Source organism: Aquitalea denitrificans (assembly GCF_009856625.1).
Classification (GTDB): Bacteria; Pseudomonadota; Gammaproteobacteria; order Burkholderiales; family Chromobacteriaceae; genus Aquitalea; species Aquitalea denitrificans.
In genome coordinates this window covers 2,847,941-2,866,795 of record NZ_CP047241.1, presented here as the reverse complement: position 1 = coordinate 2,866,795, position 18,855 = coordinate 2,847,941, and the positions used below count along the sequence as shown (strand labels likewise).

The 18,855-nt window shown below is 55.4% G+C and carries 14 protein-coding genes and 15 tRNA genes; 15 read left to right on the top strand and 14 right to left on the bottom strand.

Annotation, left to right across the window (positions count from 1 at the left end; all coding sequences use genetic code 11):
• Positions 1 to 91 precede the first annotated feature (91 nt).
• From pmbA to GSR16_RS13045, 3 genes are all read left to right on the top strand, one after another.
• Positions 92 to 1,450: a metalloprotease PmbA gene (pmbA, locus tag GSR16_RS13055; RefSeq protein WP_205677432.1), complete on the top strand. Its 1,359-nt coding sequence runs from the start codon at positions 92 to 94 to the stop codon at positions 1,448 to 1,450.
• 125 nt (positions 1,451 to 1,575) lie between these two features.
• The gene (locus GSR16_RS13050) at positions 1,576 to 2,715 is read left to right on the top strand and encodes a patatin-like phospholipase family protein (RefSeq protein WP_159878026.1); all 1,140 of its coding nucleotides are present in this window, start codon (positions 1,576 to 1,578) and stop codon (positions 2,713 to 2,715) included.
• Positions 2,716 to 2,838: 123 nt separating this feature from the next.
• The gene (locus GSR16_RS13045) at positions 2,839 to 3,276 is read left to right on the top strand and encodes a disulfide bond formation protein B (RefSeq protein WP_240902669.1); all 438 of its coding nucleotides are present in this window, start codon (positions 2,839 to 2,841) and stop codon (positions 3,274 to 3,276) included.
• Positions 3,277 to 3,376: 100 nt separating this feature from the next.
• Here the strand turns inward: GSR16_RS13045 and GSR16_RS13040 are convergent.
• The 12 genes from GSR16_RS13040 to GSR16_RS12985 all read right to left on the bottom strand — a co-directional run bounded on the left by GSR16_RS13040 (position 3,377) and on the right by GSR16_RS12985 (position 4,453).
• Positions 3,377 to 3,453, bottom strand: a tRNA-Asp gene (locus GSR16_RS13040).
• Positions 3,454 to 3,458: 5 nt separating this feature from the next.
• Positions 3,459 to 3,534: transfer RNA gene (locus GSR16_RS13035), tRNA-Val, on the bottom strand.
• 26 nt (positions 3,535 to 3,560) lie between these two features.
• Positions 3,561 to 3,637: transfer RNA gene (locus tag GSR16_RS13030), tRNA-Asp, on the bottom strand.
• A 4-nt stretch (positions 3,638 to 3,641) separates the two neighbouring features.
• Positions 3,642 to 3,717: transfer RNA gene (locus GSR16_RS13025), tRNA-Val, on the bottom strand.
• Between the two features lie 26 nt (positions 3,718 to 3,743).
• Positions 3,744 to 3,820 (bottom strand) — tRNA-Asp (locus GSR16_RS13020).
• A gap of 5 nt (positions 3,821 to 3,825) precedes the next feature.
• Positions 3,826 to 3,901: transfer RNA gene (locus GSR16_RS13015), tRNA-Val, on the bottom strand.
• A gap of 26 nt (positions 3,902 to 3,927) precedes the next feature.
• Positions 3,928 to 4,004 (bottom strand) — tRNA-Asp (locus GSR16_RS13010).
• A 5-nt stretch (positions 4,005 to 4,009) separates the two neighbouring features.
• A tRNA-Val gene (locus GSR16_RS13005) sits at positions 4,010 to 4,085 on the bottom strand.
• Between the two features lie 27 nt (positions 4,086 to 4,112).
• Positions 4,113 to 4,189: transfer RNA gene (locus GSR16_RS13000), tRNA-Asp, on the bottom strand.
• 5 nt (positions 4,190 to 4,194) lie between these two features.
• Positions 4,195 to 4,270: transfer RNA gene (locus tag GSR16_RS12995), tRNA-Val, on the bottom strand.
• A 26-nt stretch (positions 4,271 to 4,296) separates the two neighbouring features.
• Positions 4,297 to 4,373, bottom strand: a tRNA-Asp gene (locus GSR16_RS12990).
• A gap of 4 nt (positions 4,374 to 4,377) precedes the next feature.
• Positions 4,378 to 4,453: transfer RNA gene (locus GSR16_RS12985), tRNA-Val, on the bottom strand.
• Positions 4,454 to 4,671: 218 nt separating this feature from the next.
• Between GSR16_RS12985 and GSR16_RS12980 the strand changes: the two genes are divergently transcribed.
• Both GSR16_RS12980 and tilS read left to right on the top strand, forming a co-directional pair.
• Positions 4,672 to 5,637 (top strand): acetyl-CoA carboxylase carboxyltransferase subunit alpha, encoded by a 966-nt coding sequence (locus GSR16_RS12980; RefSeq protein ID WP_159878025.1) that lies wholly within the window; start codon positions 4,672 to 4,674, stop codon positions 5,635 to 5,637.
• The gene (tilS, locus tag GSR16_RS12975) at positions 5,627 to 6,937 is read left to right on the top strand and encodes a tRNA lysidine(34) synthetase TilS (protein WP_240902484.1); all 1,311 of its coding nucleotides are present in this window, start codon (positions 5,627 to 5,629) and stop codon (positions 6,935 to 6,937) included. The genes GSR16_RS12980 and tilS overlap by 11 nt, the downstream gene beginning before the upstream one ends.
• A gap of 57 nt (positions 6,938 to 6,994) precedes the next feature.
• Here tilS and GSR16_RS12970 read toward each other — a convergent pair whose 3' ends face one another.
• Positions 6,995 to 7,684: a Bax inhibitor-1 family protein gene (locus GSR16_RS12970; protein WP_159878018.1), complete on the bottom strand. Its 690-nt coding sequence runs from the start codon at positions 7,682 to 7,684 to the stop codon at positions 6,995 to 6,997.
• Positions 7,685 to 7,860: 176 nt separating this feature from the next.
• Here GSR16_RS12970 and GSR16_RS12965 point away from each other — a divergent pair.
• The 9 genes from GSR16_RS12965 (at position 7,861) to GSR16_RS12925 (ending at position 16,824) form a co-directional block, all read left to right on the top strand.
• Positions 7,861 to 7,945 (top strand) — tRNA-Leu (locus GSR16_RS12965).
• A 489-nt stretch (positions 7,946 to 8,434) separates the two neighbouring features.
• On the top strand, positions 8,435 to 9,742 hold the full coding sequence (gene tig / locus GSR16_RS12960; protein WP_159878016.1) for a trigger factor: 1,308 nt from the start codon (positions 8,435 to 8,437) through the stop codon (positions 9,740 to 9,742).
• A 24-nt stretch (positions 9,743 to 9,766) separates the two neighbouring features.
• Positions 9,767 to 10,399, top strand: coding sequence for an ATP-dependent Clp endopeptidase proteolytic subunit ClpP (clpP, locus tag GSR16_RS12955; protein ID WP_159878014.1), 633 nt, complete (start codon positions 9,767 to 9,769; stop codon positions 10,397 to 10,399).
• A 16-nt stretch (positions 10,400 to 10,415) separates the two neighbouring features.
• Positions 10,416 to 11,696 carry an ATP-dependent Clp protease ATP-binding subunit ClpX gene (gene clpX, locus GSR16_RS12950; protein WP_159878012.1) on the top strand — a complete coding sequence of 427 codons (1,281 nt, stop codon included), beginning with the start codon at positions 10,416 to 10,418 and terminating at the stop codon, positions 11,694 to 11,696.
• 143 nt (positions 11,697 to 11,839) lie between these two features.
• Positions 11,840 to 14,254 carry an endopeptidase La gene (gene lon, locus GSR16_RS12945; protein WP_159878010.1) on the top strand — a complete coding sequence of 805 codons (2,415 nt, stop codon included), beginning with the start codon at positions 11,840 to 11,842 and terminating at the stop codon, positions 14,252 to 14,254.
• Between the two features lie 176 nt (positions 14,255 to 14,430).
• Complete coding sequence (locus GSR16_RS12940) at positions 14,431 to 14,700, top strand: HU family DNA-binding protein (RefSeq protein ID WP_043572292.1); 270 nt, start codon at positions 14,431 to 14,433, stop codon at positions 14,698 to 14,700.
• A 42-nt stretch (positions 14,701 to 14,742) separates the two neighbouring features.
• Positions 14,743 to 14,818, top strand: a tRNA-Val gene (locus GSR16_RS12935).
• 6 nt (positions 14,819 to 14,824) lie between these two features.
• Positions 14,825 to 14,901 (top strand) — tRNA-Asp (locus GSR16_RS12930).
• A gap of 78 nt (positions 14,902 to 14,979) precedes the next feature.
• Positions 14,980 to 16,824: a SurA N-terminal domain-containing protein gene (locus GSR16_RS12925; RefSeq protein ID WP_159878008.1), complete on the top strand. Its 1,845-nt coding sequence runs from the start codon at positions 14,980 to 14,982 to the stop codon at positions 16,822 to 16,824.
• Between the two features lie 104 nt (positions 16,825 to 16,928).
• On the opposite strand, the gene sodB is transcribed toward GSR16_RS12925, so the two are convergent.
• Complete coding sequence (sodB, locus tag GSR16_RS12920; protein WP_159880838.1) at positions 16,929 to 17,510, bottom strand: superoxide dismutase [Fe]; 582 nt, start codon at positions 17,508 to 17,510, stop codon at positions 16,929 to 16,931.
• A 129-nt stretch (positions 17,511 to 17,639) separates the two neighbouring features.
• Between sodB and GSR16_RS12915 the strand changes: the two genes are divergently transcribed.
• Positions 17,640 to 18,821: a BaiN/RdsA family NAD(P)/FAD-dependent oxidoreductase gene (locus tag GSR16_RS12915; RefSeq protein ID WP_159878006.1), complete on the top strand. Its 1,182-nt coding sequence runs from the start codon at positions 17,640 to 17,642 to the stop codon at positions 18,819 to 18,821.
• Positions 18,822 to 18,855 lie beyond the last annotated feature (34 nt).

Here is an 18,855-nt window from a genome sequence, read left to right as displayed (position 1 = left end):
ATACCGGAAAAGGCGGGCCGATTCCCGTGCAAACACGCCTGGCGTGGTACTGTGCCGACAGGGTCGCGTCATGGGCAAGGCAACATTCATCATGGTAGATAAGACATTGGCAGACAACACATTCAGTTTCAGTAAAAACGTATTGCAAGGCATCGCCAGCCGGGTGCTGGAACTGGCCGGTCAGCTTGGTGCGACAGCAGCCGAAACCGATGTTTCCGAAGGCCTGGGGCAAACGGTAAGCGTGCGTCTGGGTGAAGTGGAAACCATTGAGTACAACCAGGACAAGGGTGTGTCGGTTACCGTTTATCTGGGGCAGAAAAAAGGCCATGCCAGCACTTCTGATTTTTCTGATCAGGCATTGCAGGATACGGTGAAGGCTGCATTGGATATTGCTCGGTTTACTGCCGAAGATGCCTGCGCGGGCTTGGCTGATCGTCAGTTGCTGGCGACGGACTTTCCGGATCTGGATCTGTTCCATCCCTGGAATCTGCCAGTCGAGCAGGCCATCGAGTTGGCGCGCAGTTGTGAAGACGCAGCCCGCGGTGTGGATGCGCGCATCAGTAATTCAGAAGGTGCATCGGTGTCGGCACAGGCCAGTCACTTTATCTATGCCAACAGTAATGGCTTCATGGCCGGTTATCCGGGCAGCCGGCACAGCATTTCTGCTGCCGTGGTGGCGGAAGAGGCTGGCTCTATGCAGCGCGATTACTGGTATTCGGCCGCACGTCACCCTGCTGATCTGGATGATCCGCTCAAGGTGGGCCGTACTGCGGGCGAGCGTGCGGTACGCCGTCTGTCTGCACGTCGGGTGAAGACCGGGCAGTATCCGGTCTTGTTTGAGGCGCCGGTGGCTGCATCGCTGATCGGCCATCTGGTTTCAGCCATCAGCGGTGGAAATCTGTATCGCAAATCTTCTTTCCTGCTGGATGCATTGGGGCAGCAGGTGTTTCATCCGAATATCATCATCGACGAAGATCCGTTTGTGCTTCGCGGTATGTCTAGTGGTGCATTCGACAGTGAAGGCGTGGAAACTTCCGCGCGTCGTCTGATCGATGCCGGTGTATTGCAGGGTTATATGCTGGCCAGCTATTCGGCGCGCAAGCTGGGTATGCAATCCACTGGTAATGCCGGCGGCCCGCATAATCTGCTGGTCCACACCACGGGTGAAAGCTTTGCCGAGTTGCTGCAGCAAGTTGGTACGGGCTTGTTGGTGACTGAGTTGCTGGGTCATGGCATCAATACGGTGACGGGTGATTATTCGCGTGGTGCCGCTGGTTTCTGGGTGGAAAACGGGGTGATTGCTTACCCGGTTGAGGAAATCACCATCGCCGGCAATTTGCGAGAGATGTTCCAGCGCATGGTGGCGGTTGGTACTGATACGCTGGCACGTGGTGGCAAGGTGATGGGGTCGGTGCTGATCGAGTCAATGATGGTTGCTGGCGAGAGCTAGGCTCTGGCTGCTGGAGCGCGTGGATGAGATCGGACAGACAGGCTTGACCTGCGGTTGCTTGCTAAGTCTGTCGTTTTGCAGCTATTTCTAAAGCAATAAACAATGCATCCAGGGCGAGGTGCAAAATGGCGGGGAAAAGCAATATTGGCCTGGTACTGTCGGGAGGCGGTGCCAGGGCGGCCTATCAGGCCGGAGTGCTGCTGGGTATTGCCAGGATGCTGCCGGATCCCGCACATAATCCCTTCCCCATTATTTGCGGTACCTCAGCTGGTGCCATCAATGCCGTTGCGGTTGCCTCCGGTGCCAACAACTACCGCCAGTCGGTACATTATCTGGCCCAGATGTGGAAGCAGTTGCACATTCATGATGTGTACGATGCCAGCCTGAGTTATTTCATCAAGACGTTTTTCCATTTCGGCATTTCGATTGCGACTGGCGGGCATGGCTGGCGCAATCCGAAAAGCTTTCTGGACAATGCGCCCCTGCGTGATTTTCTGGGCCGTGCCATGCCGTTTGATGGTATCCGCCATTCACTGGAGCAGGGCAAGCTGCAAGCGCTGGCTTTGACCGCATCCTGTTTCAGTACCGGCATGTCGGTCACCTTCTTTGAAGGTCAGCGCCATCTTGATGAATGGTCGCGGCATCAGCGCATGGGTGTGCGGGAGCAGATTGGCCTGGATCACCTGATGGCAACTTCGGCCATTCCGCTGATTTTTCCGTCCACCCAGATCGGTAATCTGCATTACTGTGACGGTGCCATCAGGCAGATGACGCCCTTGTCGCCAGCCTTGCATTTGGGGGCAGACAAGCTGTTTATTGTCGGCTTGACCAGTCAGCGACCCGCTGTGGTCGAACGGCGTGCCGCCAGCGTGGTGCCAACACCGGCTCAGGTTTTTGGGCATCTGCTCAATAGTGTCTTTGTGGATAGCATGTCGATGGACATGGAGCGCCTGCTGCGTGTCAATCACACCGTTTCCCTGCTGCAGGGGAATCAGGATTTGTGTGCGCAAACCAGTCTCAAGCAAGTGGATATCTTCATGCTCAGTCCCAGCCAGTCGCTGGAAAGTATTGCTTATCAGCACGCGCACGAATTCCCGCCGGTATTACGCTTCCTGATGAAAGGGGCGGGTGGAACCAAGAAGCGTGGCATGACGCTGGCAACTTATCTGCTGTTTGAACCAGGATATTGCCGCGCGCTGATTGCGCTGGGTTACAAGGATGCGCTGGCACAGAAAGACGCCATCAGACAATTTCTGGAACTTTAAATCAGGACTAAAATCCTAGGTGTTCCATATTCAAGCCCAACACTAAGACAAGGGGATGTTGTGAGTATTCGTTTATCGCGCCGGCAGGGTTTTTTACTGGTTGCAGTTGGCTGTGCTGCGGCAATGGGTTTTGCCCTGTATTCGCAGTATGTATTGCATCTTGAACCCTGCCCTTTATGCATCTTTCAGCGTGTGGGAGTAATTTCTGTCGGCATTATTGCCTTGCTGGCGGCCTTGCATAACCCGGGAGGAATCGGCTATCGGGTGTGGGGTGTACTGGGGGTACTTGCTGCTATTGGCGGCGGTGCCGTTTCGGTACGACAGCTGTGGCTGCAAAGTCTGCCGGAAGACATGGTGCCGGCTTGCGGGCCAGGGCTGGACTACCTGATGGAAACTTCGCCCTTGTGGGATGTGCTGTCCAAAGTCTTCAAGGGAAGCGGTGAGTGTGCCAAGGTGGACTGGACATTCCTGGGGCAGGCAATGCCGTTTTGGGTGGCGGTGTTTTTTGCTGGCGTGATTGTTTTCCAGCTTTGGCTGGCATTTCGCAAGAGTCCGAATTGATGTAAAGATGAAAACCGGCTCAGGTAATACTGAGCCGGTTTTGCATGATTTGATTATCCACAAACGCAAAAAAAGCAGCTGTAGGCTGCTTTTTTAATATTGGCGGAGTGGACGGGACTCGAACCCGCGACCCCCGGCGTGACAGGCCGGTATTCTAACCAACTGAACTACCACTCCAAACCTGGTGGGCGTTGACGGAGTCGAACCGCCGACATTCTGCTTGTAAGGCAGACGCTCTACCAACTGAGCTAAACGCCCGAAAAGGGTTACTGCTATTAAACTGTTGGCGGAGTGGACGGGACTCGAACCCGCGACCCCCGGCGTGACAGGCCGGTATTCTAACCAACTGAACTACCACTCCAACCTGGTGGGCGTTGACGGAGTCGAACCGCCGACATTCTGCTTGTAAGGCAGACGCTCTACCAACTGAGCTAAACGCCCGAAAAGGGTTACTGCTATTAAACTGTTGGCGGAGTGGACGGGACTCGAACCCGCGACCCCCGGCGTGACAGGCCGGTATTCTAACCAACTGAACTACCACTCCAAACCTGGTGGGCGTTGACGGAGTCGAACCGCCGACATTCTGCTTGTAAGGCAGACGCTCTACCAACTGAGCTAAACGCCCGAAAAGGGTTACTGCTATTAAACTGTTGGCGGAGTGGACGGGACTCGAACCCGCGACCCCCGGCGTGACAGGCCGGTATTCTAACCAACTGAACTACCACTCCAAACCTGGTGGGCGTTGACGGAGTCGAACCGCCGACATTCTGCTTGTAAGGCAGACGCTCTACCAACTGAGCTAAACGCCCGAAAAGGGTTACTGCTTTGTAAACTGTTGGCGGAGTGGACGGGACTCGAACCCGCGACCCCCGGCGTGACAGGCCGGTATTCTAACCAACTGAACTACCACTCCAAACCTGGTGGGCGTTGACGGAGTCGAACCGCCGACATTCTGCTTGTAAGGCAGACGCTCTACCAACTGAGCTAAACGCCCGAAAAGGGTTACTGCTATTAAACTGTTGGCGGAGTGGACGGGACTCGAACCCGCGACCCCCGGCGTGACAGGCCGGTATTCTAACCAACTGAACTACCACTCCAACCTGGTGGGCGTTGACGGAGTCGAACCGCCGACATTCTGCTTGTAAGGCAGACGCTCTACCAACTGAGCTAAACGCCCTGAAATCTGTTCGCTGTCTGCGTTTGCGTCTCAGCGAGGAGGCGAATTAAAGCACAGCCTAAAAGTCAGCGCAAGGGGGAGGTTTCACTTTTTTGCATAAATCCAGGAATAATCAAATCGCCCGCTTATGCCGACTGAATTTTGTCAGACAGGGGCGTGACGGACTCTTTGGCAGTCATGTATGATTGCCCGATTCGCTTAATCGGATGATGTGCATAATGAAGCCGACCTTTCTCGATTTTGAGCAGCCTATCGCCGAGCTCGAGAACAAGATAGAAGAGCTGCGATTCGTACAGGACGATTCCGTACTGGATATCTCCGAAGAAATCGCACGCCTGCAAAAGAAGAGTCTGGAACTGACCAAGACTCTATATGCCAAACTGTCCCCCTCGCAGATCTCCCAGGTGGCACGCCACCCGCAGCGTCCATATACATTGGACTATCTGCGCAGCATCTTCACTGATTTTGAAGAGCTGCATGGTGATCGTGCCTTTGCCGATGATCCGGCAATCGTGGGTGGTCTGGCCCGTTTCAATGGCCAGCCCGTGATGGTGATTGGCCATCAGAAGGGCCGCGATACCAAGGAAAAGATTTACCGCAATTTCGGCATGCCGCGCCCGGAAGGCTATCGCAAGGCATTGCGCCTGATGAAGCTGGCCGAGAAGTTTGGCATTCCCATCATCACCTTTATCGATACACCGGGTGCTTATCCGGGCATTGGCGCAGAAGAGCGCGGCCAGTCCGAGGCGATTGGTCGTAATCTGTATGAAATGACGCGCCTGCGCGTGCCTATCATCTGCACCGTGATTGGTGAAGGTGGTTCCGGTGGTGCCTTGGCGATTGCGGTAGGTGACCAGGTCAACATGCTGCAGTACTCGACCTACTCGGTGATTTCGCCGGAAGGGTGTGCCTCCATTCTGTGGAAGACGGCGGAACGTGCTTCCGAAGCCGCCGAGGCGCTGGGTATTACCGCCAACCGCCTGAAAACGCTGGGTCTGATTGATCGTGTAATCAGTGAGCCGGCTGGTGGTGCTCATCGTGACCATGCTCAGATGATGAATGCGATGAAGCGGGTCATTCAGGAACAGTTGAAAGACTTTGCCAATCGTCCGGTTGACGCGCTGCTGAAAGAGCGTTTCGATCGTCTGATGAGTTATGGGCGTTTCAAGGAAGATGCAGCCTGATCTGCTGCCTAGCCTGTTAGCCAGCTGGCCGGACAATTTGTCCGGCCTTTCTGCTTTTGAAGTGGGGCTGAGTGGCGGGCTGGACTCCATGGTGCTGCTATCCTTGCTGGTGCGTGCACGGCGGCAGCGGCCGCAGTTGCAGATATCTGCCGTCCATGTACACCACGGTCTCAGTGCTGTTGCCGACGAGTGGGTAGGTCATTGCCAGGCCGTGTGTGCCGAGTGGGGGGTGCCGCTACGGGTGGTCCGGGTGCTGGTCGATCGGGCTGCACCCGAAGGGGTGGAAGCCAATGCGCGCAAGTTGCGCTATGCGGCGTATGCCCAATCTACGGCAGCGGTACTGGCACTGGCGCATCATCAGGATGATCAGTCGGAAACCGTCTTGCTGCAGCTATTGCGTGGCGGCAGCGTGAAGGCGCTGGCTGGCATGCCGGTTTGCCGCCCCCTGGCAGCTTTGCATCTGTGGCGTCCCTTGTTGTCCTATTCCCGCCAGCAGCTGGAGCAGTATGCAGCAGCGCATCAGTTGCGCTGGGTGGAAGATGATAGCAATGCCGATACACGCTACCGTCGCAATATGTTGCGCCATTGCGTCATGCCGCTGCTGGCGCAGCAGTTGCCGGACTATCGACAGCATATTGCACGAACTGCCTGGCATATGGGGCAGGCATCGGCGCTGATTGATGAGGTGGTGGCGGCTGATCTGGCGCAAGGCAGCAGAGGGCATGGTTTTGACGTAGCCAGCCTGCGGGCTCTGTCGGAAGTCAGACAGGGGTTTGTTCTGCTTGCCTGGTTGCGCCAGCAGGGTGTGACGACAGTGAGCGCCGAGCGGGTGCAGGAATTTTTGCGCCAACTGCGGGATGCAGATGCCGCCAGTCAGCCCAGCCTGGTGGTGGGTGGTCTTGCTGTTTTGCGCTACAGAGGGGAGTTGCATGTGCTGCTGCTGCGGGACTGCAAGTGTCTGCCGGATGCGGTGCAGGCATTTTCAGGGGAGTCTGCGGAGCAGGTATTCCCTGATTGGGGTGGGCGTCTGTGTTGGTCGCGGCGTGGTGGCATTGCCGCTGATGTGCTGGCTCAGGGTATCCGTTTGTCGCCAAGGCGGGGCGGAGAGCGCTTGCCACAACCCGTCGGAAAAAAACAGGTAAAGAAGTTGCTGCAGGAGGCGGGTATTCCACCTTTGTTACGTCAGCAGTGGCCTTTGTTGTTTGGCATGGATGGCCGCCTGCTTGCATTGCCTGGGGTGGCGGTATCGAGTGACTGTTATGATGCTGCCGGTTACTGGCCGGAGTGGTTGCCGGAATAATCAGCCGAAATAAAAAAAGCGCCTTGAAGTAAGGCGCTTTTTGTTGGGTGCTGCGGTTTAGTCGCGGTCGCCGCTGAATGCCAACAGCAACTGAAGCAGGCTGGTAAACAGATTGTAGATGCTGATGTAGATCGACAGTGCGGCCGATACATAGCTGGATTCACCACCATCAACCACAACTTTCACCTGCCACAGAATCATCAGCGAGCTAAATAGTGCAAATGCAGCGGCAATGGCGAGTTGAACCCCGGGCATTTGCAGGAAGATGTTGGCGACAACAGCCACCATCAGCACAATGGCACCCACGGTCAGGAAGCTGCCCAGCGCGGACAGGTCGCGCTTAGTGGTGCTGGCGATGCCTGCCATCACGATGAATACCAGTGCGGTGGCTGCGCCTGCAGTCATGATCAGCTGGCCGCCATTACTGAAGCGCATTGCAAACTGCAGCAACGGTCCCAGCAGCAGACCCATCATGAAGGTAAAGCCCAGCATCAGGAAAACGCCCAGCGCATTGTTGCGGTTCTTTTCAATGGCAAATACCAAGCCATAGAAAACGGCCATGATGGCAAGCATGCCCACGATCGGACTGGCAGCCATGAAGGCAAAGTTCAAGTGGGTGCCGATGAGTGCGCCCATGACGGTGGGAATCATCGAAAGGCCGAGCAAGCCGTAGGTGTTGCGCAAAACCTTATTCCGCGCAAGACCCGAAGTGCCGGCCTGGTAAGTATTGTGCAGGTCTGGTTGCATGCTGCCCTCTTTATCTGGTGTTGTGTGTGCTGTTCAAACAGCTGGCATGAAAATGAAGTGCCAGCATTGTGACATGAAACCATGGCAATGGTTCATTGTGAAGCGCTTGAAAGATGTACTGGCCTGGGGTATAGTGCGGCCTCTTCGTCGGTGGCATTCGCTGCCCTGATGGTAGTGCGAGCGTGGCGGAATTGGTAGACGCACTGGATTTAGGTTCCAGCGCCGCAAGGCGTGAGAGTTCGAGTCTCTCCGCTCGCACCACATCATGACTTCCCCCTTAGTTGTTTTTCTCTGAAGTAGTGATTTCCTTATATTTGCCAAGCGTATGCTTTTGGCGGCCATTCTGCATTCATGCTCCCTGTTTCGCCGTGTGATGTCTGTCCGGGCTGTTAAAACAGATTCTTCTCCCTGTCAGGGGTGTCATTGTATTGGTGGTCGGGATGGCTGTGCACCTATTGTCATTTCTGTTCGCGGATTAACTGCCTTGCGGGATGCGTTGAATGACCGGCATTTGCGCCGCTATTCGCCTGCATACAAAAACAGGCTGCATGCTATACTGCGCGTTTTCGCAATGGGATGCTGTCCCGTTATGACTGTGTAATGCAGGCAGCGGAACGGGTGGCACTTGTAGCCGGGGCTGGTGGCCCCATATAGAGCCGAAGCCCTCAAGGGTTTCACCTGTTTTCCAAAATACGAATTGTTCGTGCAAGGGCCGAACTCGTATTCAGATGACTAGTTTAAGGATTGAACATGCAAGTACAACTGGAAACGTTGAACAATCTTGAGCGCCGCATGAACATCGCTCTGCCGATGGCTGCTATTGATGCCCAAGTGACTGAGCGCCTGAAGCGCGTGGCACGTACTGCCAAGATTCAAGGTTTCCGCCCGGGCAAGGCTCCGCTGAAAATCGTTGAAGCCAATTACGGTGCCCAGGTGCGTGAAGAAGTGTTAGGTGAGCAGGTTCAGCAAGGTTTCTATAGCGCAGTGAGCGAGCAGAAGCTGCGCGTTGCCGGCTATCCGCGCTTTGAGCCAGTAGCCGCCGAGGGCGATGCAGAGAACTTCAAGTTTGCTGCTACTTTCGAGGTTTACCCGGAAGTTAAGGTTGGCGAACTGGCCGACAAGGAAATCAAGAAGCCGTCGACCCCGGTTAGCGATGTCGAAATCGACAAGACTATCGATATCCTGCGCAAGCAACGTACCCGCTACAACCGCGTTGAGCGTGCTGCCGCCGAAGGCGATCGCGTGATCATCGACTTCAAGGGCAGCATTGATGGCGTGCTGTTCGATGGCGGTTCTTCCGAGAACTTCCCCTTCGTGATTGGCCAAGGCCAGATGCTGGCTGACTTCGAAGCTGGCGTGACCGGCATGAAGGAAGATGAAGTCAAGAACGTGGAAGTGTCCTTCCCGGCTGACTACCATGGTAAGGACGTTGCCGGCAAAACTGCCGTCTTCGAAATCACCGTGAAGAATGTTGCCGAAGCGACCCTGCCGGAAGTGAACGAAGAGTTCGCCAAGCTGCTGGGCATTGCCGATGGTGACGTGGAAAAGATGCGCGCTGAAATTCGCAAGAATGTTGAGCGTGAAGTGAAGCGTCGTCTGCAGGCTCGCACCAAGGAAGCTGTGATGCAAGCGCTGCTGGATGCAACTGAGATTACCCTGCCGAAGGCGCTGGTTCAGTTGGAAATCGGTCGTCTGATCGAACAGGCACAACGTGACATGCAGCAACGTGGCATGAACGTAAAGGACATGCCTTTCCCGCCGGAACTGTTTGCTCAGCAAGCAGAACGTCGCGTGGCTCTGGGCCTGATCCTGGCTGAAGTGGTTGACGCCAACAAGCTGGAAGCCAAGCCGGAGCAGGTGAAGGCCATGATCGAAGAGTTTGCTGACAGCTACGAGCATCCGGAAGAAGTGCTGACCTGGTACTACGCCAGCGCAGACCGTCTGGAAGGCCCGACTTCCATGGTGCTGGAAGACAATGTAGTGGAATTCGTTCTGTCCAAGGCCAAGGTTGAAGCAGAAGAATTGTCCTTTGATGCCCTGATGGGTAACAACGCCTGATAACGACACAAACGGAGTTGGTCGATGAAATCGATGATTGAACCGCAAGGGCTGGGCCTGGTGCCTATGGTAGTAGAGCAGAGTGGTCGTGGCGAACGCGCTTATGACATCTACTCGCGCCTGCTCAAGGAGCGTATCGTGTTCCTGGTAGGGCCCGTCACCGACGAATCGGCCAACCTGGTTGTGGCGCAGATGCTGTTTCTCGAGTCGGAAAATCCGGACAAGGACATCTACTTCTACATCAATTCGCCAGGTGGTTCGATCACGGCGGGCATGTCCATCTACGACACGATGAATTTCATCAAGCCGGACATTTCCACGCTGTGTATCGGTCAGGCTGCCAGCATGGGCGCTTTTCTGCTCTCCGCTGGCACGAAGGGCAAGCGCTTTGCCCTGACCAATAGCCGCGTGATGATTCACCAGCCGCTGCTGTATGGTGGTGGTCTGAGCGGTCAGGTGACCGATATCGAAATCCATGCCCGTGAGCTGGTGAAGGTAAAGGGCAAGATGAACGAGCTGCTGGCCAAGCATTCCGGCCAGACCATGGAGCGTCTGCAGGCCGATACCGAGCGTGACAATTTCATGTCCGCCGAGGAGGCCCGCGAGTACGGTCTGATTGATAAAGTGCTGACCTCCCGCAAGGATGTTACGGCGTAAGCAGTGGAACTAGCTAATGGCTGATAAAAACAGCAACGAAAAACTTCTGTATTGCTCTTTCTGCGGCAAGAGCCAGCATGAAGTCCAGCGTTTGATCGCCGGTCCCCAGGTCTTCATCTGCAACGAATGCGTCGAGCTGTGCAATGACATCATTCGTGAAGAGCTGGAAAAGGTGGTCGGCGAAATCGGTGATGCCACCGGCACTGCCACCGCACTGCCCACTCCGCAGGAAATCCGCGCAGATCTGGATCAATACATCATCGGCCAGGATTTCGCCAAGAAGACCTTATCTGTTGCCGTGTACAACCATTACAAGCGTCTGTACACCCCTGCAAGCGATAAGGATGAGGTTGAGCTCGCCAAGAGCAATATCCTACTGGTAGGTCCTACCGGTTCTGGCAAGACCTTGTTGGCGCAGTCGCTGGCTCGCCTGCTGGACGTGCCGTTCGTGATTGCGGATGCCACCACGCTGACTGAAGCCGGCTATGTGGGGGAGGATGTCGAACACATCATCCAGAAGTTGCTGCAAAAGTGCGATTACGATGTGGAGAAGGCCCAGCGGGGCATTGTCTATATCGATGAGATCGACAAGATTTCACGCAAGTCGGAAAATCCGTCCATTACTCGAGATGTATCGGGTGAGGGCGTGCAGCAGGCCTTGCTGAAACTGATCGAAGGTACGGTTGCTTCCATTCCGCCGCAAGGTGGGCGCAAGCATCCGAACCAGGAATTCATTCAGGTGGATACCACCAATATCCTGTTCATTTGCGGTGGTGCGTTTGATGGTCTGGAAAAGATCATCCGCCGCCGCTCGGAAAAGGGTGGCATCGGTTTTGGCGCGGAAGTCAGCTCCAAGGATGACAGCAAGTCGACCTCGGCCCTGTTCAAGGAGGCTGAGCCGGAAGACCTCATCCGTTTTGGTCTGATTCCCGAGCTGATTGGCCGTCTGCCGGTGGTGGCCACGTTGGAAGAATTGGACGAAGAGGCCATGGTCACCATCCTGACCCAGCCGAAGAATGCATTGATCAAGCAGTACCAGCGTCTGTTCCGTATGGAGAATGTTGAGCTGGAAGTGCGTCCTTCCGCATTGCGTGTCATTGCCAAGCAGGCACTGGTCCGCAAGACCGGTGCGCGCGGTCTGCGCTCCATTATCGAGCGTGTGCTGCTGGATACCATGTACGAACTGCCGTCCATGGAAAATGTGGAAAAAGTTGTGGTGGATGAAAAGGTTATCGAAAAAGGTGAAAAGCCTCTGTTCATCTATCGCGACAAGGATGAGCAGGTTCAGTCCGCCTGAGTTGATTCAGGATTAGGAAAAGCCGCCCGCAACGGGCGGTTTTCTTTTGTAATGTCGCCAAACTGATTTAGTATGGGGTGTTGATTTTCAGCATGACTGCCCCATCTTTCATGCAATGTTTCACGTACGCAAGGTTAGGTGATATGCCCCAACCCGCAGAACTCCGCGAAGAAACCACACTGCCCCTGCTTCCGCTCCGGGATGTGGTTGTTTTCCCCCATATGGTCATCCCGCTGTTTGTCGGCAGGGCCAAGTCCATCCGTGCGCTGGAAAGCGCCATGGACGAAGGCAAGCAGGTGTTGCTGGTTGCCCAGCGCTCTGCCTCCAAGGACGAACCGGAAGCGGATGATCTCTACAGCGTCGGCACGATTGCCTCGGTCCTGCAAATGCTCAAGCTCCCGGATGGCACTGTCAAGGTGCTGGTCGAGGGCCGTCAGCGTGCACAGATCAGCCGGGTCGAAGAGGATGGTGGCTGCTTTGTCGGCACCATTACACCGCTGGCGGCCGATGGTGAAGATTCCACCGAATCCGAAGCTATGCGCCGCGCCTTGCTGGCCCAGTTTGAGCAGTATGTCAAACTGAACAAGAAAATTCCGCCTGAAGTAATGACTTCTCTGGCAGGCATCGAGCGTGCCGGTCGCATGGCAGATACCATCGTGGCTCACCTGCCGCTCAAGCTGGAGCAGAAGCAGGAAGTGCTGGAGATGTTTGATGTGCGTGCGCGGCTGGAGCATTTGCTGTCCCAGTTGGAAGGCGAGATCGACATCTTGCAGGTGGAAAAGCGCATCCGTGGCCGCGTCAAGCGCCAAATGGAAAAGAGCCAGCGCGAGTATTACCTGAACGAGCAGGTCAAGGCCATCCAGAAAGAACTGGGTGATATGGATGAAGTCAGCGATCTTGACGAGCTGGAAAAGAAGATTCGTCTGGCTGGCATGCCCAAGGAAGCCAAGGACAAAGTCAGTGCCGAGCTGAAAAAGCTCAAGATGATGTCGCCCATGTCGGCCGAAGCGACGGTGGTTCGCAACTACATTGACACCTTGTTGGAACTGCCTTGGAAGAAGAAGACCAAGATCAATAAGGATGTCGGTAACGCCGAAGCTGTGCTGGATGAGGATCACTTCGGCCTGGAAAAGGTCAAGGAGCGCATTCTTGAGTACTTGGCAGTACAGCAGCGCGTAGACAAGCTCAAAGCGCCTATTCTGTGCCTGGTAGGGCCGCCGGGGGTAGGTAAGACCTCGCTGGGACAGTCCATCGCTCGCGCAACCAATCGTAAATTTGTGCGTATGGCCTTGGGCGGCGTGCGGGATGAGTCCGAGATCCGTGGTCATCGCCGTACCTATATTGGCTCCATGCCGGGCAAGGTGCTGCAGAACATGAGCAAGGTCGGGGTGAAGAACCCGCTGTTCCTGCTGGATGAGGTGGACAAGATGGGGGCTGATTTCCGTGGCGACCCTTCATCCGCCTTGCTGGAAGTGCTGGATCCGGAGCAGAATCACTCCTTCGTCGATCATTACGCCGAGGTCGAGTATGACTTGTCGGATGTGATGTTTGTGGCAACAGCCAATTCGCTGAACATTCCGCACGCTTTGCTGGACCGGATGGAAATCATCCGCCTGGCTGGCTACACCGAGGATGAAAAGGTCAATATTGCGCTGAAGTATCTGGTACCCAAGCAAATCAAGGCCAATGGCGTTCAGGAAGGCGAGCTGGTACTGCAGGAAAGTGCTTTGCGCGATATCGTGCGTTACTACACGCGTGAGGCTGGTGTGCGCAGCTTGGACCGCGAAATAGCCAAGATCTGCCGTAAGGTGGTGACGGGTGCTTTACTGGGCAAGAACAAGACGACCAAGGTTACGGTAAATGCCAAGAATCTGGACAAGTACCTGGGTGTACACCGTTTTGATTATGGTGTGGCAGAGCAGGAAAACCGTATTGGCCAGGTGACTGGTCTTGCCTGGACCGAAGTGGGTGGTGAGTTGTTGACCATCGAGGCGGTTTCGCTGCCAGGCAAGGGTAATATTGTGCGAACCGGCCAGTTGGGTGAGGTGATGCAGGAGTCCATCACTGCGGCAATGAGTGTGGTGCGCAGTCGTTCGAGGGCTTTGGGCATTAAGCCTGATTTTCATGAAAAACATGACATGCACATTCATGTGCCTGAAGGTGCGACACCAAAGGATGGCCCGAGCGCTGGCATTGCGATGACAACTGCAATTGTTTCCGTTCTGGCTGGAATTCCGGTACGCTCTGATGTTGCCATGACCGGCGAGATTACCTTGCGCGGGGAAGTATTGCCCATTGGTGGGCTGAAGGAAAAACTGCTTGCTGCACATCGCGGGGGAATCAAGCATGTACTGATTCCGCATGGCAATGCCAAGGACTTGGTGGATATTCCTGCCAACATCAAGCAGAAGCTGGAAATTCATCCTGTTAAGTGGATCGACGAGGTGTTGGCCCTGGCGCTGGAGCGTCAGCCCGAGCCCTTGCCTGAAGAAGCGAAGCCGGAAGAGTTGCACCCCGCACCGGAAGGTGCGTCCGGTGTATCCGTAATGACGCATTAAAAATCAGTATGTTGCAGCCGTAGTTAAATTACCGGGCCGCTTGTGCTTTCCGGACGGGCTTGTCAAATGGCAATGTTCCGCTGGAAGGCGCTTGACACAAGGATTTTGACCTTGCTATAAAGCAAGCGGTTTTTATCCGAATTACGTAGACCGAAGAACGACGAAAGGGGACTTACGTGAACAAGTCTGAACTGATTGATGCAATCGCCGCTGAAGCCGATATTTCCAAAGCTGCAGCTGCCAAGGCACTGGATGGTATGGTTGCCGCTGTTACCGACGCCCTGAAAAAAGGCGACACCGTGACTCTGGTAGGTTTTGGTACTTTCTACGTTGGCGAGCGTGCTGAACGCAGCGGTCGCAACCCGAAAACCGGCGAAACCATCAAGATCCCGGCTGCACGTTCTCCGAAGTTCCGTGCTGGTAAAGCACTGAAAGACGCGCTATAATCTGCAACCTTGTCGTTAGCAATAGCGGCAAGGTTTTATAGCGGGCGTTTAGCTCAGTTGGTAGAGCGTCTGCCTTACAAGCAGAATGTCGGCGGTTCGACTCCGTCAACGCCCACCACAGTTTGGAGTGGTAGTTCAGTTGGTTAGAATACCGGCCTGTCACGCCGGGGGTCGCGGGTTCGAGTCCCGTCCACTCCGCCAAGAATCTACAGAAAAGGTGAACGTGTTCAGTCGTTCACCTTTTTTTTTACCAATGGGGTGGCTTGCGCCGATATCGCCATGTTCGATTTTGTTCAGAATAATAAAATTGCCATTCAAGTCATTCTGGGCGCGGTAGCGCTGACCTTTGTTGGCTTTGGCGTGGGGAGCTATACCTCCGCCGTGGAAGACCCTTACCTGGTAAAGGTAGGCTCTGCCAAAATCTACAAGCGTGATCTGGATCGGATTCTGGAAGGCCAGCCCTCCGATGCCGCTACGCGTCAGCAAGCGCTGGATGACCTGATCCGCCAGGATCTCCTGCTTGCTGCGGCACAGGATGGTGGTGCCAGCGTAAGCCCCGAGCAGTTGCGCAAAGCGATTGCCGGCATTCCGGACCTGCAGGAAAACGGCCAGTTCAGTGCAACGCGCTACAAGGATTTCCTCGCTGCGCGCAATATGTCGCCGGAAGCCTTTGAGGCCAAAATCAGCCGTGACATCATGTTGCAAAACCAGATCAATAATTTTGCTGGTACCGGCTTTGTGGCTCGCAGCATGGTGGAGCGCATGGGTGGCCTGATGGCCCAGGAGCGCCAGGTTCGCCTGCTGCTGTTGAAGCCGGCTGACTTTGCCGCCCAGGTGAAGACGGACGATGCGGCGCTCAAGGCTTTCTATGATGCCAATGCCAAGCGCTTCCGCACGGCCGAGTCGGTGAAACTGGACTATGTGGTGTTATCGCCGCAGGCGGTGGCCACCGGTCTGACAGTGACCGATGCCGAGGTCAAGCAGTATTACGAACAGCATAAGGCTGACCTGGCCGGTGAAGAGCGCCGTGCTTCCCATATCCTGCTGACTGTTCCCAAGGATGCCAAACCTGCTGACAAGGCCAAGATCAAGGCTGAAGCTGATGCCTTGCTCAAGCAATTGCGTGCCGATCCGACCAAGTTTGCCGAGTTGGCCAAGACCAAGTCGCAAGACCCGGGTTCTGCTGCCAATGGTGGTGATCTTGGTTTCTTTGCGCATGGTGCGATGGTCAAGCCGTTTGATGATGTGGTGTTCCGCATGCAGCCTGGCAAGATCAGCGAAGTGGTGGAGACCGAATATGGTTATCACATCATCAAGCTGGATGAGGTGAAACAGCCTGACTTTGCCGCCATCAAGGCAGCGGTGGAAGCCAATCTGAAGCAGCAGAAGGCGGCTGGTCAGCTGCGCAGCATGGCTGACAAGCTGGCAGAAGTTGCCTATCAGCAGGCCGATTCACTCAAGGGTGTGCAAGATGCGCTCAAGCTGGAGGTCAAGCACTCCGACTGGCTGGCACGCGACAAGAAATCCGCTGATCCGGTACTGGCCAATGCCAAGGTACTGGATGCTGCGTTCGGCGATGATGTGCTGAAAAAGAAGCACAATAGCGAGCCGGTGGATATTGGTGGCGGCAATCTGGTGGTGGTGCGCGTGGCTGATCATCAGCCCGAGCGTCAGCAGAAGCTGGATGAAGTACGTGATGTCATCAAGAGTGAGCTGATTGCCACTGAAGGTGCCAAGCTGGCGGAAAAGCAGGGTCAGGCCCTGTTGGCGCAGCTGAAGTCCGGCAAGGGTATGGATGGCCAGAAGTGGGGCGAGCTACTGACGGTTTCGCGGCGTAATCCTGGCTCCATGGTTGGTGGTGATGTACGCGCAGTGTTTGCTGCGCCGGTCAGCCCGCTGCCGGCATTTGCTGGCAGCAAGCATGATAATGGTGACTATGCCATTTATCAGATTGCCAGTGTGGGGGCTGGTGCAGCTGTCAGCGATGATGAGCGTACGCAACTGGCTGGTGCCATGGTGCAGATGGCGGCGCGCAGTCAGCTGGGCAGCTATCTGGAAACGCTGCGGCAGAAATACCCGATCAAGATGGGCAAGCAGCAGCTGAGTGATCAGAGCGAACAATAAAACCATGAATGGCGAGGCCGGGTGTTGGCCTCGCCTGTTTGCTGCGTAGTATCGGCAAGCAATAAAAAAGGGCCGCAAGGCCCTTTGTTTTATCTGGCGATGAGTCAGGCGGCAAAGTTCTTTGCAGCAAAGTCCCAGTTCACCAGCTTCCAGAAGCTGTCCAGGTAGTTCGGACGGCTGTTGCGGTAGTCGATGTAGTAAGCGTGTTCCCACACATCACAGGTCAGGACCGGAGTCTTGTCGGTGGTCAGCGGGGTGGCGGCGTTGCTGGTGGATACCAGGTCCAGCGAACCATCGCTGTTTTTCACCAGCCAGGCCCAGCCAGAACCGAAGGTGCCCACGGCGGTCTGGGTGAAGGCTTTCTTGAACTCTTCAAAGGAACCCCACTTGGCGTTGATGGCATCGGCCAGTGCGCCAGTCGGTTCGCCGCCGGCATTCGGAGCCAGACCAAACCAGTAGAAAGTGTGGTTCCACACCTGGGCGGCGTTGTTGAAGATGCCACCGGAAGATTTCTTCACGATTTCTTCCAGCGAGGCATTTTCGAACTCGGTACCCTTGATCAGGTTGTTCAGGTTGGTGATGTAGGTCTGATGATGCTTGCCGTAATGGAATTCCAGGGTTTCCTTGGAGATGTGGGGAGCCAGCGCATCCAGTGCGTAAGGCAGTTCCGGCAGTTTGTGTTCCATCATGCGCTCCTTGTTGAGAATTGGGCTTGCGAAATTGCGAAAGCCGAATCTAGCGGATTACTGTAGCAGCAAGTGTACTGGAATCAACAGATGATCGCCAATAGTTGACTAAATAAGTAAAGTAAGAAAATGAATAAGTCATTTGATGTCATTGTGCTGGGGGCTGGGGCTGCCGGTATGATGTGTGCAGCGGTAGCCGGCCAGCAGGGCCGCAAGGTGCTATTGCTGGACCATGCGCAAAAACTGGCGGAGAAGATTCGCATTTCTGGCGGTGGGCGCTGCAACTTCACCAATATCGATGCCAAGCCGGATCGCTATTTGTCGGATAACCCGCATTTTTGCCGGTCGGCCCTGGCGCAATTTGGCCCGCAGGATTTCATCGCCATGGTGGAGCGCCACGGCATTGCCTATCACGAGAAAAAGTTGGGCCAGCTGTTTTGCGATGACTCCAGCCAGCAGATCATCGACATGCTGGATGCCGAGTGCAGCGTGGCTGATGTACAACGCCAGATGGGTGCCAGCATTCTGTCCGTGAGCAAGGCTGAGGATGGCATTTTTACCGTTGAAACCGCGCTGGGCAGTTTTACTGCCAGCTCGCTAGTGGTAGCAACTGGTGGCTTGTCGATACCGCAAATTGGCGCGACCCCGCTGGGCTATCGCATTGCCGAGCAGTTTGGTCTGCCGGTAACGACCTTGAGTCCGGCCCTGGTACCGCTGACTTTCCATGTCGAAGACGCAGAGGCTTTTGCTCCCCTGGCCGGAGTGTCGCTGGATGTGGAGGTTAGGGCTGGCAAGGGACGTTTCCGCGAACAGGTACTGTTCACGCATAAGGGTCTGTCTGGCCCGGTCATCCTGCAGGTTTCCTCGTATTGGGAGCCCGGCATGGAGGTAGTAATCAATCTGCTGCCCGACTGTGATGTACAGGCGTTTCTGGACGAACGGCAGGGCAGTGAGCAACTGTTGAGTAATGCGCTGGCAGAGCTGGGCTGGCCCAAGCGCTTTGCAGAAGCCTGGCTGGCGCGATTAGGGTTCAATGTCCGCCTGAAAGATTTGTCAGTCAAAAAACGTATCCAGTTGGCGGAGCTGGTACAGCACTGGCGCATCAAGCCCAATGGTACGCAAGGTTACAAGAAGGCTGAGGTAACCCGCGGTGGCGTATCTACCAAGGCATTGTCATCCAAGACCATGGAGGCCAAGCAGGTGCCTGGTCTGTTTTTCATCGGTGAGGTGGTGGATGTCACCGGCTGGCTGGGGGGGTATAACTTTCAGTGGGCGTGGTCATCCGGCTATGTGGCCGGGAAAAACTGCTAGAATTGCCGTCTTACCCCATGCTGCTGCCTGTTGC